Below are 16,594 nucleotides of genomic sequence, written 5' to 3'. Positions count from 1 at the left end.
ATTAAAGTTTTCCAAAATAACTACTAAGTCCAAGGTTAATGACAACAATAGCACCAAAAACAATTGCTACAGAAGTTCTATTCATACTAAGTAAGCAATATGCCACAATTCCAAAAATTAAACATTTTAACGCTACAAGCCGCAAACCATCAAGGCGATGACTTGAAGATGGAGCACACCAAATGCTCCAAATAACAATCATTAATATAGGTGCTAACAAACCGACTGTAATACGTATAATTTTATTAGATTGAAGAGTAAATCCCCAATATCCTAAAATAAATATAGCAAATATTTCCAGTAAAAATGCAATTGCGATATTACTGTTTTTAATTAAATTCATTACGTTCTCCTTTTATTCTTAACTGGTTTGAGTATATAATAATAAGATAAATAAAACAATTACGCACAAAAAAGTAAGTACCTAGTGGAGGTTGAGATTTGAAATCAGAAAAAGAAGATAAATGTACCGTTGAAGATTATGGTTTTGAAAACATAGAAAAATTGTTAACTATGATAGGCGGCAAATGGAAAATACAGATCATTTATCACTTAAGTGGAAACTATAACATTAGATATGGGCAGCTAAAAAGAAAACTTCCTGAAATCAGTCATAAAATACTATCAGCTCAATTGAAAGATTTAGAAAAAGACGGGCTTATTTATAGGACAGAACACGATGAAATTGTACCTAGAGTAGAGTATTTACTTACAGAACTTGGAAGGAGCCTTCTGCCTGTTTATGAAGTAATTGGAAATTGGTGTGAGGAAAACAGGGCTATTTTAGAACTGAGGCAAAAATAAAAAGACGACCTACTTATTGTCGTAAGTCATCATTTTTATAAAAGTTCATCTTTCGCTGAATTTAAATTTTCTATTTACCTGATTTTCAAGAAGTTGTTTTATGGAAGCTGCTTATTAAAACATTATTAAATTTTCGTATTTATAGGAAATGCATTCATTTTTTTTGCTGCACCTGATTTAATACGAAGAGAAGTTCACTTACCTTTTGTTTTTTTATTTGTGTGACTAAAGAAGTTACTTGCTGAACCTCAACCTTTTTTTCTTGTTCGATTTTTTCATCTAAAGAAAGAACTTTTTTAGCTGGTTTTGTCTGGATATTTCTATTTTTTTGTTTATTCTTATTTTTATCTATTATTAAGATTAGACAGAAAAATAGCAAGACTCCAATGATGATTATCTGCATGAAGTGCCCTCTCTCTTCCTTAACTAGAAAGAGAACCTTAACCGATTCGTTAAGGTCCTCTTCTGATTATTTTTGTCCTAAAATATCTAAAATAATTTGAGCATGCATCGCTGAACCCACTGAGAAACATTCTTCCATAATTTTGAATTTTGGATGATGATTCATATAGCCGCAGCCTTCTGCTGCTGTTCCACCACCTAAAATAAAGAATGAACCTGGCTTAACGTCAGTATACGCAGAAAAATCTTCCCCACCCATCATTTTAGGTGCTTCAAACATTCGCTCTTTGCCAACAACCTTTTCAGCTGCAGCTATGACTAAATCTGTCGCGTCACTATCATTGTTTACCTCGCTATAACCAAGTAAATAATCTAGATCATATGTTGCATCATACATCTTGCAGACATTATCAATGATTGCTTCAATCCGCTTTTGGATGAATGAGCGAACCTCTTTATTATTCGTCCGAACAGTCCCTTGGATTTGGGCTGTATCAGGAATAACATTTGCTGTTTTCCCCGCATTAAACTCACCGATTGAAATAACTGCATTATCAAATGGACTTATATTTCTTGAAACAATATTATTCAAATTATTAATGATTTCTACTCCGATCATAATTGGATCAACAGAAAGATCAGGAGTTGAACCATGTGAGCCTTTCCCTTGGATTTTCAATGTAAAGACATCCGACGCTGCACTTGCTGCGCCTTTTCTTGTCCCGATCATCCCCACTGGAATATTCGGTGCAATATGCAGACCAAAAACCATATCTACATCATCCATTACACCCGCTTCAACTAATAATTTTGCCCCACCTGGTGGCTCTTCTTCAGCTGGTTGGAAAATAAATTTCACCGTTCCAGTAATTTTGTCTTGCATTGTGCTCAATACCTTAACTGCACCTAATAGCATGGCAGTATGTGTATCATGGCCACAAGCATGCATCACACCTGGATTTTCAGATGGGAAATCTACATCTGCCTCTTCCTCGATTGGCAACGCATCAATATCCGCTCTTAAAGCAATCGTTTTACCTGGCTTATCGCCTTTTAATACGGCGATCACGCTATTTTCGGTTAGCGAGCTAACTTCTAAATTTGGGAAATCCGCTAGTACCTTTTGAATATATTTTGCTGTTTCCACTTCATGAAAGGATAATTCTGGATGGCGATGCAAATGTCTCCGCCATTTTACCATATCTGCCTGAGGCATTTGTTCTTGAATAGTTGTCATTGTATTTCCTCCTTCATTTTAAAACGAGTCTATATAACTAGATCGCTTATTTTTGTTTGATAAACATTATCGTCACAGCTGTCAACAAGCCGACAACTAAAAAGAAAATAAAGGTTGAAATGTATTGCCCATTAGACAATTCAACTAATTTTCCAATCAGCGTTGGTGAAACAAATCCACCAAGAATCCCTCCTGTTGCAAGTGTGCCATAACTTGGAGCAAATTTAGCTCCTTCGAAAATTCGTAATGGAATACTCATCATAGTGACAAATGAAATAATTAAAAAGAAATTCGCTAAGCCCATAACGATCGATAGTAAGACCAGGTTTCCAATATAATAGGACCCAAATGCAGAAAATGTGCCTAAAATAGCTGTAATCGCCACAACTGCTTTTTCCTTATGTTGGAAAAAACGTCCGACAACATAACTACCGCCGATTGAGCCAATCAACATAAACAACCCACCAACACTGCTGATTACAGCCGCACCATTTAAGTCCAACCCACGCTCTCCAGTCAAGAAACTAGGCACCCAACTTGAAAGTCCATATAATAAACAGTTGATGAAAAATGAACTTAAAAATAAAATCCAAACCCGTATATCAGACCAAATCACTAAAATTGAAATTTTATCTGTTTTTGTTGCAATAGCTTCTGCTTTTTCTTGTTTTTTTTCATTTCTAGGTATAGCGATAATTAAGAAAATAGCAATCACAACAGCTAATACGGTTAAAATCAGATACGCATTTTTCCATCCTGCATTGGTAATGATCGGTGATAAAGCTAATGGTCCGATAAACCCTGCTACTCCAGAAGAAGAAAGTAAGATTCCTTGCGCAAAGGTGCGCTTTTCAGGTGGAAAATTCATCGTGACTTCTTTACTAGCAGACGAAGCATAACCTGAGTGTGCCAAGAATCCAGTTAAAAAACGCACCGACATAAACATAATTAATGAGGTGCCAAATCCAAATAAGAATGAAAATAAGCCCATTCCTAACACAGAACCTATTAAAACAATTCGTGAACCAACCTTATTGATCACTAAGCCCATCGGAATCTGCATAATAGCATATCCTAAGAAAAAAGCACTCATGATCATCCCTTTTGCCGCAGGCTCTAACCCAAATTCTGTTGAAATTGGAATCAGTGAATACCCCACCGAAAGCTTATCGATATAAACCATAGTATACCCTAAAAATAATGCAACTAGTAACAACCCAGTTTTCTTTGTTTCCTTTTTCTCCATGTGTCCTCCTTCATATAAAAGCGATAAGGGCTCGTTTTGGTTCCTCTGAAAAATAGGAAAAATTGACTGTGACGCTTTTTTGTCGCATTCAATTTTTATCTTTTTTCCGAGAACTTAGCCCATATAGCTAGATAATAATAAAAGCGATAAGGGCTCGTTTTGGTTCCTCTGAACGACAATGTTCAACTCCAACATATAGCTTCATCAGAGTTCCTAACTCGTTACAGAAAAAAATTCAAACGAGCTCAGGTCTAAAAAGATAATTATTATCCTTATAGTATAATCTATTATCCACTAAAAAAAAAGAAAAAAATGAGAAAAGCATGTGTTTAAAATTAAAAAAAAGAATGTATGAACAATAAGTAAAATGAAACAAACTAACAATTCTATGAAACAGAACAATCCGCTAAGAACAAGCATTTGTTTCTTAAATACGTTTGGTGATTGGCTTTTCGTTTATTTAAATTCTAAACCAACCTAAAGCTAAAAATAATACCCCAATAAAAAGTAATGTAAAAAAACCATAAATATTATGCATATTTATCCCAATGCCGTAGCCAACACGCTTAGGAATAAAAAAACGAGAGTCAGAAAAAAATTTTCCCTTGTCTCGTTTTGATTTAACAATTGAAGGGATAGACAGAATTGGATACGCAAGTAAAATCACAGCAATTAGACTATTTAATAGTGGGTCCATGAAAATCATTCCTTTTACTTTTATTATAACACCAAACATACCTAGACTTTCCTTTACTAGTCCATAATCATTTTTATTCTATCTGTATCGTTAAATTCCAGCTCCTCCTTTAGTTATAGAGTTTACGTAATTCTTCTATTTTTTCTTTAAGTAACATTACAAGTTCTGCTGGTTCTTTTACCTGCGCTTCTTTTCCTAATAACAGAAAAAATTCTGCTGTAAATTCAATATCTGATTGACTGATAGACATTGAAAGCTCTGATCCGCCCGTTTCATTTTTTTGAACACCACTGTGTAAATAACGGTTTTCTAAACATTGTTTTGCTCCTTTGTCACTCAAATGCGCCACAAGTTTCAATGGTTTTTGCGGTAGGTATTGGGTTTCGATTTCTTTTAGCCGAATAGAAGGGTCAAAATATTCTTCCGTAATTTCCAGCTTCTTAATGCGATCAATACGAAAATGCCTTGCTTCCTTTATTGTCTGATCCAAAGCAAATAAATACCAAAGTCCATTACTAGCATAAATTCCGATTGGTTCTATCGTTTTTTTAGAAACCTTTTTAATTGAATGGTACTCGATTCGAACCACTTGATAATCTAAAGCTGCTGTGATCAGTTCATTTAGATAGGGCGTAGAAACAGCTTGTTTCGGTACTTCAATTCGAAAATGATCGGACAGTTTAAGTAGTTTTTGTTGCACACTTTTTGAGACAACTTCTACTAACTTTTCTCTTGCTGTAATCGTATTGACCTTAAAAGGGAAGTCACCATAATCCGCCAACGACTGGATCGCAAAATACAACGAAAACAGTTCATTTTCGGTGAAAAGAACAGGGGGTAAAATCTGATTTTCTAATACACTAAATCCACCATTTCGACCTTTCTTTGATTCAATATACAAACCTAAATCAGCTAGATCAGAAATATACCGATATATACTACGGACGGATAACTGGAACTGATCAGCCAATTCTTGTGCGGTAAATTCTTTTTTGTTTTGAATATACCATAACATATTATATAAGAGCGCTTCTTTTTTTATTCTTCTCACTTCTTTCTATAAACTGACAAATTATGTCATATTAAATGTTTATACTTATGGTAAAGGAGGAATGAACATGAGTCAAATCAAAATTCGCGGCGCTCGCACTAGGAATTTAAAGAATATCGATCTCACAATCAATAAACACAACATCAATGCTTTTGTCGGTGTTTCTGGTTCTGGAAAATCTTCACTGGTTTTTAATACCATCGCGGCTGAAGCGCAGCGCCAAATGAATGATACGTATCCAAGCTATATCCGCAATCGAATGCCTCATTTAGAAGCACCCATTGTTGACTCAATTCAACAGCTTTCACCTGCTGTTATTGTCAATCAAAAAGCTTTAGGAGAAAATCGACGTTCAACAATTGGCACAGCAACCGATATCAACCCCACCTTACGTTTACTATTTTCTCGGTTTGGTCAGCCGTTTGTTGGTTTTTCAGATCTGTTCTCTTTTAATAGTCCTACCGGTATGTGCAAATCCTGCTCGGGTTTAGGCGTTGTTACTGAATTTCATTTAAATGAGTTACTTGATTATAAATGCTCCTTAAATGATGGTGCGATTTGTTTTCCTACTTTTGAGCCTGGTAGTTATCGTTGGAAACGTTATGTCGATTCAGGATTGTTCGATAATGATAAGTGCTTGAAAGATTTCACAAAAAAAGAGCTATCCTTGTTGTTATATTCAGAAGAATTCAAGCCTCCTAAGCCACGTTCAGGTTGGTACAAATCAGCGACTTATCAAGGATTGATTCCGCGGATCACTCAGACCTTTATTGAGAATCCTTCAAAAAGTTATCGTCGTTATTTACCAGAAGTTCAACGTGTGACAACACAGAAACAATGCCCTACCTGTCAAGGCTATCGCTTAAATCAGCAGGCTTTATCTTGTAAAATCAACGGCGTCCATCTTGGTGAATGTTTGGCGATGCAATTAGGTGAATTACGTGGATTTTTGCGTAGTTTAACAGAAGAAGGGATTAAACAAATCGTCCAAACTGTTTTGCAACAGTTAGATTATCTTTGTCAGGTCGGTTTAGATTATCTCAGTTTGGCGCGAGAAACAGGTACACTTTCTGGTGGTGAATCACAACGAATCAAATTGATTCGTTCCATTGGCAGTAGTTTGACCGACCTGATGTATATTTTAGATGAACCCAGTGTAGGCTTACATCCAAAAGACATAGGAACAATCGGTCAATTGATTCGAGCAATCAAAGAAAAGGGGAATACAGTGTTATTGATTGATCATGATCTTGCTATGATAGAGTTGGCGGATACCGTTTTTGAATTAGGACCTAAAGCTGGTCGATATGGCGGAGAACTAGTCAGTGTTAGTAATTATGAGCAATGGTCACAAAAGCAAAAAGAACAACAACCATTGATGCGAAATAGCCAAACTACTTTGATAGATACGTTTTTTTTAGCAGAAAATATTTCAAAGAATAATGTGGACCATCTTTCAGTAGCCTTACCTGAGCAACAGTTAATTGCTATCACAGGAGTGGCAGGCTCTGGAAAAAGTTCATTTGCTCGCGCTGTGCAGGAAAAATATGAGGAAGACATTTTTTACGTTACACAAAAAAGTCTACGTACTAGTCGCCGGTCGACTGTGGTTTCATTTATCGGCTTGTTTGATCAGATTCGTAAACTATATAGTCAAAAAAATCATATTGCGGCAAGTTATTTTAGTTTCAATGGTAAAGGCGCTTGTCCTACGTGCAAAGGGAAAGGATTTATTGAAACAGAACTGGCTTTTCTCGATCCAATCCGCAGTACTTGTGAAGCCTGTCAAGGAACGAAGTACCACCAAGATGTCTTAGCTTATACTTATAGAGGAAAAAACATCGTAGAATTACTTGCACTATCTATTGAAGATGGTTGTGCTTTTTTTGCAAATCAACCGAACATTTCGAAACAGTTCGGTTGGCTGCGTGCGATTGGTTTAGGTTATCTCACATTGGGGCAAATGCTAGATACCTTGTCTGGTGGAGAATTACAACGTTTGAAATTAGCATGTCATCTTGAATGTAAAAACAAGTATATCATTTTAGATGAGCCAACAACAGGACTGAGTAGGCAAGACGTTCAAGCGTTACTCAATGTTTTTGATACCTTACTTCAAAAGGGCAACACACTTTTAGTCATTGAGCACAATACAGAGTTGATTCGCCTCGCAGATTGGATGATTGAGTTTGGACCAGGTTCCGGAAAAAAAGGGGGCCAGATCATCTTTGAAGGTCTTCCGCTTCAGGCTGTAAATTGTAGCACATCAATCACTGGAAAATTTCTATAATTCTCATTAGAAAAAGCCGAAAAGCTGCATGTTGATTCGCAGCTTTTCGGCTTTTTCTATTTTTTCAATACTTCTTTCTTGTGCAAATACTCTTCTTCTGTAAGATTTCCTTTTGCAAATTCTTCATCCAACACATCCAACACCGAAAAGTGAGAGGCTTGACTGGTTGTGTCTTGATACGTTGATGGACTTGACATCGTTTGTTGATTTGATCGATTTCTTAAAAAATAAACTACACCAATAATCACGATAGCCAGCACGATCCACCAAAGAAACCCCATACCAAACATCCCACCTCTCATCATTCCTCGACTTCCGCTGAAAACATTTGAACAATAGCCCATAATAATCACTCCTCACTGATTTTTACTCAGTATAGAAGAAAAATATGTCAAAAGTGTGTCAAAAAAATCGCTGTCTCATTTAGTTGTTTGATGCGCTTAAAGATCTATCTGTTCACTCAACTTTTGATAGTTTGAAAATGAGGGATGTTGTGTTAATTCATGTGTATCGATTGCTAACGTCTGTTTATCAACAATCGATTTGGTCAAGGCATCCGCAAAACGAATAAAATCATTATTCGTTGCTTCATTGTAAGTCAATGAAAAATATTTTGACTGTCGATAATACTGCTTCAATTGATCCTCACTGATTTTTTCAGGTTGATCCGCAAAGTATTCATCGTAACGGGCGCTATCAATTTTCCCACCTGTCACAGTCAACTGTAATCTACCGATCAATCCATTGCCAAAATCTTCGGCATAGCCAATATATTTTGTCTTTGACGGTTGCTTGATGTCCTCTTCTAATTCTGCAGCAATCGTCATCAAGCCTTGTCTAGCAGTGGTTGATGAGCCTCTTACCGTTTCAAAATTGCCAACGATCCGATTTTCTTCCCGCATTTGTTTTTCTACAAATGTGATACCATTAACGACCGTTACTAAGGTTGAATCTGTTCTTGGATTTTGGGCTTGGAAAAAAGCATAATCAGACAGACGTTTGTTCGCGCCAGAATACTTTGACTCATAATAATTTTCTGCTCCGTACTCATTAAATTCAACATTGATGATTTTACTTGTATCATCGGTAATGATTTCCACGATCCCTTTATTGCCTACATCAAAATAGCCTTCATTTGTATAATAATTTCCTGTCATCAATCCTAAAGGCGGTTGATTTGACCAAAACATTTGCTTTAATTTTTCTTCGTATGTATAAAGTGGTTTTGGATTTGAGCCAAATGTTGTTTGAGTCGCTCCAGTGACGACATCATAGTTGTACGATGTGCCTTCAAAACTCAGTTCATTCTCTTTTTGCTCCTTTACGTCTTCACTTGAAGCAATAGGCTCGGATGAAGACGGAGTAAAAAGTGCTGGTCTGGAGGCTGCGCTAGATTGCTCTGTAGCCTTTTTCTGATCTGGTTTACAGCCAACAAGTCCGATTATACTGCCAAGAAAAAGGACAACGAGTAGATGACTTTTTTTCATAGCGTTTCTCCTTTTTATTTAGTTTTAAGCATTAAAACGATAACCACTACCCCAAATTGTTTCTATCGGAATTTCTGATAACTTCCCTTTTTTCAGTTTCTCTCTGATCCGTCCTACATGTACCACAACAGTATAAATATCACTATCCAACTCATCTAGCTCCCAAACTTGTCGAAATAGTTGTTCTTTCATCCAAACTCGATTTGGGTGTTCCATAAAAAAGAGTAATAAATCAAATTCTTTTGTAGGAAAAAGAATCTCTTTTCCTAGGACAAATACACGACGAGCCTGTTTATCAATCATGATCTGCCCCCTTTCTATGATATCGTTGATTTGATCAGAGCGAGTCAATTGTTGATAGCGTTTGATATGAGCTTGCACGCGGGCGACTAATTCACTTGGACTAAACGGCTTGGTCATATAATCATCTGCACCTAATCCTAATCCTCTGACTTTATCGATATCTTCTTTTTTCGCTGAAACAATCATTAAAGGAATATTTTTCTGCTCCCGAATCCTGCGACAAATCTCAAAGCCATCCATTGAAGGCAACATAATATCGATCACGATCAAATCAAATGGTTCATTTAGGGCTCGATTTAACCCAATCAGTCCATCATTAGCAATCTCAGCTTCGATACGATTGATTTCTAGATAATCTTTTTGTAATTCCGCAATACTCACATCATCTTCGATCAATAAAACACGTGATACTTCATTTGACATTCAGCTGTCCTCCTCAAGCTTTTTTAATAGGATTGTCACAGTCGTTCCAACATTTGGCGAACTTTCGATCATAACGTGTCCATCATGCTTCTCAATAATCTGTTTGACGATTGCTAGACCTAAGCCGCTGCCACCAGTATTTGTTGGTCGTGCTTCTTGTCCACGATAGAAATGATCAAACACAAAAGGCAATTGCTCTGCTGAAATCCCTTGTCCATTATCAGCTAGACGAATTTCGATCATACCTGATTTTTCTGAAACATCGATTTGAATCGTTAAAGGACGATCATTTGCCTTAAACTTCAAACTGTTTTCAAGTAAATTGATAAAAACACGGTTCAGCTGCATTCGATCTGCTGACACATAGCTGACTGGTTGTGAACTCGTTAATTGAAGCGTAACATGAGTGTTTTGTAACTGAAATTCTTCCATGATATGTTCTAAAAACGCTTGACTATTGATTCGCTCAAAATGAAACGAAAGTGCTGCAGCATCAAGTTTTGAATAAAGAAATAGAGCTTCAATCAATTCGTTTAGCGAGAGTGCTTTTTTATGAATCGTCTGTAAATATTTCGCTTGTTTTTCAGGTGAATCTGCCACCCCATCTAGTAAGCCTTCCACATATCCAATGATCGATGTGATCGGTGTTTTCAAATCATGAGAGATACTCGCAACAAGTTCTTTACGATTATTTTCAAGTTTCGCTTGTTCTTGCGTTGAATGAACCAAGGCTGTACGCATCTTTTCAAAATCAAAAGTCAGTTGTTTCACTTCCATTGCCGTTTGCTTTTGAGAAATGATCATTCCATTTTCTAAATGTCCATCACTTATTTCAGACATCCCAGCACCGAGCTTTTCCAGCGGTCTAATGATTGTTTTTTTGAGTAAATGATTTAAAAAGAGCAATCCGCCAACAGCTACAATCACGATAGTGACAATGATCAGCAACCCCCACTTGGTCATGAATTCAAGAAAATTATTTTCTTTCTTTAAAACCAACAAACTGCCAGGAACTTGATTATCAAAATAGAAATCAAACTTCATATAACGATATAAGCGTCCAGCATTGTCGATCGTCCCTCTGGTTTCAATATTATTTGCATCAAAGCTGGGAAAGTGAACGATCAATGATTTTTCTACTAGCTCTTTTGAGTAATACGCAATCTCTGCTTGCTTGCGGATAACCACACCTAACGCGTCACTTTCAAACTGGCTGATCGTCTCTTTTAATTCGCCACGAGGGTTTAATAATTGATCCGGATCTGATTTCGCTATACTGCGCAGTTTGATATAAGCTAATTCCTCTTCTGGACTCAGTGAACGTTGTTGGGTAAATGTTTTGTACAAGGTTGCTGGACTAGGAATCTTTCCAGTTGTTACATAAAAAACAATACAAATAATTGAAAAGAGTGAAAGAAAAGCAATTGCTATGCCACCAATATATGAGATGAGAAATCGTTTTTTTATTGTCATTTTTTTCTCCCTTACTTCATTTTTTAGTGGTAGCTATTCCGTTCTTGACTACTTGTTCTCAGTTTTTTAAAAACTAAATTCTGGCGTAAATTCACCCTCATAGGGTGTATGCTCTACAAAGACTGTGATGTCCTCGCCCGCTTGATCTTTGCCCAAACGCTTGTATGTGAATTTTTTATTGTTTAATTCTGTTAATTCTAAAGCCGCCCCATATTTAGTTTGACCAATCGATACGTGGGCACGGATTTTGTTATGATTTAGAACATCGAAATAACCAAAATCACCTCGGCTAACGCCTGTTTCTAAATTGAAAAATTCGTATTTGTTTGTGTCAGCCGCAAATTTTGCTAAGCTAATAAAATTTTTATTATAGTCACTTACATCGTTACCAGCTTCATCAAGAACTTTCGTTCCGTTCCATAACGTTTGGCTTAATAATTCAGCACCGTCTTTTTTAGTGTTGATGGTTCCAGTTGTTGACTTTAAAGGCTTTTCTTTTTCTGTGAAAGTCAGCTCGCTTTCATTATACGGTATATGTTCAACAAAAACATCTACTTCATTTCCTGCTTTGTCTTTCCCTTTTCTTGAGTACGTGAATTTTTTATTTGTAAGTTCAGTAAGTTCGACAATTGCTTGATAGTTCATCGTTTCTGAAATCAAAATTCGTTTTGTTCCATCATTTGTAATAAAAAAAGTGCCACGATCCCCACGACTTACACCCGTTTGTGCATCGAAAAATTCATAACGTCCTGTTTCGCTATCATATTTTGCTAAACCGATAAAGTTAGCATTTTCTGTCGTTAGATCATTATTTTCTTGATCGTAGACTTTGGTTCCTTGCCAATTCGTGTTCCCTAAAATTTCTGTTTGCTTATCCCCTTCATTATTTTTTTGGGGATTGGTTTGTTCTGTTTGTTTCTGTTCAGTTGCTTTGGTTCCGATTGATTCTTCTGTCCCTACGCTACAACCTGCTAGTAATAAGACTAAACTTGATATACCTATCATAATTTTTTTTGTGTTCATAATATTGTTCCTCCTTCGTGTGATTTCTTACCGCATACCTTATTATAAGTAATAGTTGTAAACAGGCTCTAACAAGAGTATAAACAAATTATAAACAATAAAAAAGAAGATGCGCCACCACTCTAAGAGTGATAGCACATCTTCAAGAAATCCGAATAAATGGTGGGAGAAAATATAGCTTCTTCTATCCCAACTTTAAACATTCATTGTTTTAAACTGTTGTTGTTTTTAGTAAATTTTCATAAAAAGCCGCTTTGGTTGCTGAGATGTAAGGTGTTAACCATAGATAACCGATCCCAAACGTTAAAATGGCTAAGATGTGCCATCCTATAAAACTCAAATCCAATAAGAATAACTGACCTTTATAGCCTTTCATCAGTTGTCTACTACGTGTGATAGATTTTAGCAAACCTGGACGCACGCCATTTTCTTCATACGCATCATAATAAACAAAATAAGCCTGCGAATAAGAATAACCTTTAATAATTCCTGGAATAACCAATAACAGTAACCATAAAGAAATAAAAATCACCATTAATACGTAAAGACCGATCAAGCCTAAGACTACAGGGCCTGCAAAACCACGAAATACATCTGAGAATGGACGTATTTCTTGTTTTTTTCCTCTTATAAGATCAAGAAAAGTCCAAGAAATACCGGCACTAAATATCGCACCTAAAATTCCTCCAACAAAACTACCGCCTCCGCCTCCAGAATTTCCTTCATAGCTTGCGGTATTGTTTAATAAATCCGGATTATTTTGAAAGAATGTAATTGCAGGGATAAGCAGTAAGAAAAACAAAATTAACCCAATTGCAATCGAGATCAAGGTTGGGACTAGGCACATCAACACGCTATCTTTCCAGCGCCCACGTAAGACTGCTTTTGCTTCATTTTTTAATTCAGCACTTGTTTTCATAAATTATCCTCCTTTCTATTTAGTACAATCAGTATAACAAATAAATCAGTATTGAAAAAAACATACGCCCACTTTCATTCGTCATACTAACCAATTTTTCATTAAATATATTATTTTGACGCGATCGATCCTTCATAACCTGCCTATTTGATAAGAGAATCTAATTTTTATTTATCATTAAGGGATGCTATAATTCAACTACGATAAATGGCTCAAGCAAGAAGCCCTGTCCCCTACATACCCGCCTGCAAGTAATGCTTTCTTGAATATACTGCGCTATTTTCTTAAGCTTAAGATACATCAATGAAAGGAATTAATACTATGGAATTTGGAGATAAAATCAAAGAACTAAGAACAAAAAATCAACTGACACAAGAAAAATTTGCAATCCGCTTAAATGTAACTAGACAAGCCGTATCAAACTGGGAAAATAACCGCAATCTTCCAGATCTTGAATTACTAATTCTAATTTCTAGCATATTTCATATTTCACTTGATGAATTGATTCTAGGAGAAAATAATGTGAATAATATGACCGAGAAACTAATCAAAGATGGCAGCAAAACAAGACAAGCAAAATTAAACATGATCACAACATTGATTGGTGCCTTTCTATTACTCTTTGGCTGCGCTTGTATTTTCATCAAAACAAATTCAGTAGAATATATCGATACTTCAGGTATTTTACATGAAAATTTTTATCTTTTACCTATAGGTTTCTTATTCATTATAGCTGGACTAATTGTATTTTTAGTTACAGGTATCCGATTTATCATTGATAGCGTTCGAAACAAAAAATAGTTATTGATCCTCATAACCCTCAAAAAGCACAATTATTTTCAAACTGTGCTTTTTGAGGCTTATTGTTAGTCAATAGTGATCGTTGGAATTCTTCATTTTATAATAAACGTTTCAACCAATCGAATTTTTTCTGATCATATGGTGGATAAATTAGTTTTGCCATGGTGTCTTTTCTACCGTAAATAATTGATTTTTTGTGCGAAAAAGTCTCAATACTGTATTTTCCATGATAATTCCCCATTCCCGATGCCCCTACTCCACCAAAAGGTAGATCATCATTGGCCACATGAAGGATCGTTTGGTTGATTCCACCACCACCAAATGAAAGTTCAGATAAAATTCGTTTTTGAACATCCCTATCATCTGAAAATAAATAAACCGCTAATGGCTTTTCCCCTTCTTTGACAAACGTGATTGCTTCATCCAATTGTTGATATGCACAAATCGGTAATAGAGGACCGAATAACTCTTCTTTCATCAGACTATTCTCTCGGCTTAAGTCAATATCGAATAAACTTGGCGCGACAAACCTTGTAGCACGATCATACTCTCCACCGTAGATTAGTACATCTTGATTTTCATCGATCAATTGAATAAACTTGTCAATTGCAGGTCCCTGAACAATCCGACCATAATCATTATTGGCTTGTATATTTGATCCATAAAACTCAATGATTTTTTCTTTTAAAGCGATAATTAGTTGATTTTTAACTTTTTCATCAACTAAAACATAATCTGTAGCAATACATGTTTGGCCTGTATTCAATAGCTTACTCCAAATAATTCGTTCAGCAGCTAACTCGATATCGGCTTGCTCTGTAACGATTGCCGGGCTCTTACCACCAAGTTCTAAGACAACTGGTGTCAACTGTTTTGCTGCAGCTTCCATTACAATTTTCCCGACTTTGGCGCTACCTGTGAAGAAAATGAAATCCATCCGTTCTTTTAACACTGAAGCATTATCAATTGAATGCGGGGAAAGCATCTTGACATACTCTTCGTCGAAGGTTTCACCAATAACAGCACCAATCACTGCAGCAACATTCGGCGTTTTTGACGATGGTTTTACGAGCGCGCAATTGCCCGCCGCAAGTGCACCGATTAAAGGAACTAAGGTCAATTGAAGCGGATAATTAAACGGACCAATGATATAAACGGTTCCAAATGGTTCTAGAAAAACTGTATTCTTGTTCAGTAAAGAGGAAATAGCTCTGGGTTTATTGACCGGCTTCGTCCATTTATCAAGATTTTTCAGCATATCTTTGATGGCAGAAAGAACTAACCCTAACTCCGTTGCATAAACTTCTGCTTTAGGTTTTTTTAAATCTTTTTCAAAAGCCCAATAAAAATCTTCTTCGTGTTTTTGTATAGTTGTTAGTAGTTGTTCAAGCTTTTCTTTTCTGAAAGAAATTGATTTAGTTTGGTTTGAATTAAAAAAAGCACGTTGTTTTTGCATTATTGCTTGAAGATCTGATTGATTCATAGCATATCCTCCTATTTTTCTTTTTAGTATAACATCGATTTTTTCTTTTGAATAATTTTATCAATCAACACGTCTTTCTAAAATCCATGATCGCGCTGTGCCTTTTGCACCATTCTTATTTGTCGAAGAACTCAGAATCAGTTGCGTTTCTTTATAATAAGAAAAGCTATATCTAAGCGTCTTATCCTTGTTTAAGTAAATCAACTCAGTTTCTCCAGTTTCGAAGGTCAATGGGATTGCTTCACTATTCTCTAAGCTTTCAGTTTTTGCAATTAGTAACTCCACTTTATTAGGATCAAAAGTAGCGTTTATTTGAATAAATGCTGGAAAGTCTGGTTCTGTAGACTTCCATCGGCCTAAAATGCTTTCTTGAGATATTGTTCGAGTCTTTTTCAACTCAATTGGCGCTAAATCTCCACCTGATACTAGTTCATCCCCACTTTGTTTGACTTCATATTTAGGATAAACAATAATTTCCTCTTCGTTTACTTCAAATATGTAATGAAATGTTTTATCTTTTACTTGATGTGTAAACACTCTACTATCTTCAGTGTACTCGATTTCTAGTTTCTCTGAATTGAATATCAACTTTTTTTCATCATAAACAATTTCATAGCTACCGTAATCATAATTATTTGCTACCCATGAGCCAGCTAATCTTTGTATTAAGCTTTCATCAATTCCTTTTTTTGAATCCTCTATTGGCACTTTTGGGGAATTGCATGAAGCTAAAACGATTGAAGCCCAACATAAGGAAACCACCCTACCTATTTCTTTCATTTTTCCTCATCTCCTTAAAAAAATATTTTGCTCTATTCAGTATAACTGAGTATACGGGTTTATTAAATATATATAAAAAACCTCCTCTTGCCTAAACAAGAGGAGGTTTTACGTAGGAGTATAAGGAGAAAAGATCTGACGATCAATTGTCCCTTTTTGCTTTATGATCAGTTAA

The 16,594-nt window shown here is 35.9% G+C and carries 17 protein-coding genes; 3 read left to right on the top strand and 14 right to left on the bottom strand.

The window, feature by feature from the left end:
* Position 1: 1 nt before the first annotated feature.
* A complete protein-coding gene (locus IGJ55_RS04915; protein WP_430607537.1) occupies positions 2-343 on the bottom strand; it encodes a YrdB family protein in 342 nt (113 codons plus the stop codon).
* Positions 344-441: 98 nt separating this feature from the next.
* On the opposite strand from IGJ55_RS04915, the gene IGJ55_RS04910 reads away from it, so the two are divergent.
* Positions 442-804 (top strand): winged helix-turn-helix transcriptional regulator, encoded by a 363-nt coding sequence (locus tag IGJ55_RS04910; RefSeq protein WP_069640646.1) that lies wholly within the window; start codon positions 442-444, stop codon positions 802-804.
* Between the two features lie 154 nt (positions 805-958).
* Here the strand turns inward: IGJ55_RS04910 and IGJ55_RS04905 are convergent, their stop codons facing one another.
* The 5 genes from IGJ55_RS04905 to IGJ55_RS04885 all read right to left on the bottom strand — a co-directional run bounded on the left by IGJ55_RS04905 (position 959) and on the right by IGJ55_RS04885 (position 5,401).
* On the bottom strand, positions 959-1,207 hold the full coding sequence (locus tag IGJ55_RS04905) for a hypothetical protein (RefSeq protein WP_069640645.1): 249 nt from the start codon (positions 1,205-1,207) through the stop codon (positions 959-961).
* 66 nt (positions 1,208-1,273) lie between these two features.
* Positions 1,274-2,443 carry an amidohydrolase gene (locus IGJ55_RS04900; RefSeq protein WP_429950522.1) on the bottom strand — a complete coding sequence of 390 codons (1,170 nt, stop codon included), beginning with the start codon at positions 2,441-2,443 and terminating at the stop codon, positions 1,274-1,276.
* A 46-nt stretch (positions 2,444-2,489) separates the two neighbouring features.
* On the bottom strand, positions 2,490-3,689 hold the full coding sequence (locus tag IGJ55_RS04895; protein WP_069640643.1) for an MFS transporter: 1,200 nt from the start codon (positions 3,687-3,689) through the stop codon (positions 2,490-2,492).
* 460 nt (positions 3,690-4,149) lie between these two features.
* Positions 4,150-4,386: a hypothetical protein gene (locus IGJ55_RS04890; protein WP_069640671.1), complete on the bottom strand. Its 237-nt coding sequence runs from the start codon at positions 4,384-4,386 to the stop codon at positions 4,150-4,152.
* A 109-nt stretch (positions 4,387-4,495) separates the two neighbouring features.
* Positions 4,496-5,401, bottom strand: coding sequence for a helix-turn-helix transcriptional regulator (locus IGJ55_RS04885; protein WP_429950517.1), 906 nt, complete (start codon positions 5,399-5,401; stop codon positions 4,496-4,498).
* 103 nt (positions 5,402-5,504) lie between these two features.
* Here IGJ55_RS04885 and IGJ55_RS04880 point away from each other — a divergent pair, with 103 nt between their 5' ends.
* Positions 5,505-7,727 carry an ATP-binding cassette domain-containing protein gene (locus tag IGJ55_RS04880; protein WP_430607534.1) on the top strand — a complete coding sequence of 741 codons (2,223 nt, stop codon included), beginning with the start codon at positions 5,505-5,507 and terminating at the stop codon, positions 7,725-7,727.
* A gap of 56 nt (positions 7,728-7,783) precedes the next feature.
* Here IGJ55_RS04880 and IGJ55_RS04875 read toward each other — a convergent pair whose 3' ends face one another.
* The 6 genes from IGJ55_RS04875 to IGJ55_RS04850 all read right to left on the bottom strand — a co-directional run bounded on the left by IGJ55_RS04875 (position 7,784) and on the right by IGJ55_RS04850 (position 13,355).
* On the bottom strand, positions 7,784-8,071 hold the full coding sequence (locus IGJ55_RS04875; protein ID WP_429950513.1) for an SHOCT domain-containing protein: 288 nt from the start codon (positions 8,069-8,071) through the stop codon (positions 7,784-7,786).
* A 96-nt stretch (positions 8,072-8,167) separates the two neighbouring features.
* On the bottom strand, positions 8,168-9,214 hold the full coding sequence (locus IGJ55_RS04870) for a hypothetical protein (protein WP_207121770.1): 1,047 nt from the start codon (positions 9,212-9,214) through the stop codon (positions 8,168-8,170).
* A 24-nt stretch (positions 9,215-9,238) separates the two neighbouring features.
* Positions 9,239-9,940, bottom strand: a complete 702-nt coding sequence (locus IGJ55_RS04865; protein ID WP_069640638.1) for a response regulator transcription factor — start codon at positions 9,938-9,940, stop codon at positions 9,239-9,241.
* On the bottom strand, positions 9,941-11,413 hold the full coding sequence (locus IGJ55_RS04860) for a sensor histidine kinase (protein WP_207121771.1): 1,473 nt from the start codon (positions 11,411-11,413) through the stop codon (positions 9,941-9,943).
* Between the two features lie 66 nt (positions 11,414-11,479).
* Positions 11,480-12,436, bottom strand: a complete 957-nt coding sequence (locus IGJ55_RS04855; RefSeq protein ID WP_207121772.1) for a DUF4822 domain-containing protein — start codon at positions 12,434-12,436, stop codon at positions 11,480-11,482.
* A 211-nt stretch (positions 12,437-12,647) separates the two neighbouring features.
* Entirely contained in the window at positions 12,648-13,355 is a 708-nt protein-coding gene (locus IGJ55_RS04850; RefSeq protein WP_069640635.1) for a DUF975 family protein, read from the bottom strand.
* A gap of 321 nt (positions 13,356-13,676) precedes the next feature.
* On the opposite strand from IGJ55_RS04850, the gene IGJ55_RS04845 reads away from it, so the two are divergent.
* Positions 13,677-14,156, top strand: coding sequence for a DUF3955 domain-containing protein (locus IGJ55_RS04845; protein ID WP_207121773.1), 480 nt, complete (start codon positions 13,677-13,679; stop codon positions 14,154-14,156).
* Between the two features lie 97 nt (positions 14,157-14,253).
* On the opposite strand, the gene IGJ55_RS04840 is transcribed toward IGJ55_RS04845, so the two are convergent.
* Both IGJ55_RS04840 and IGJ55_RS04835 read right to left on the bottom strand, forming a co-directional pair.
* On the bottom strand, positions 14,254-15,639 hold the full coding sequence (locus IGJ55_RS04840) for an aldehyde dehydrogenase family protein (RefSeq protein WP_207121774.1): 1,386 nt from the start codon (positions 15,637-15,639) through the stop codon (positions 14,254-14,256).
* A gap of 60 nt (positions 15,640-15,699) precedes the next feature.
* Positions 15,700-16,419 (bottom strand): hypothetical protein, encoded by a 720-nt coding sequence (locus tag IGJ55_RS04835; protein WP_207121775.1) that lies wholly within the window; start codon positions 16,417-16,419, stop codon positions 15,700-15,702.
* Positions 16,420-16,594: the final 175 nt, after the last annotated feature.

This window comes from Enterococcus sp. AZ170 (genome assembly GCF_050545135.1).
Lineage (GTDB): Bacteria > Bacillota > Bacilli > Lactobacillales > Enterococcaceae > Enterococcus_L > Enterococcus_L ureilyticus.
The sequence above is the reverse complement of the archived record's forward strand: the minus strand, read 5'-3'. Positions and strand labels throughout refer to the sequence as shown.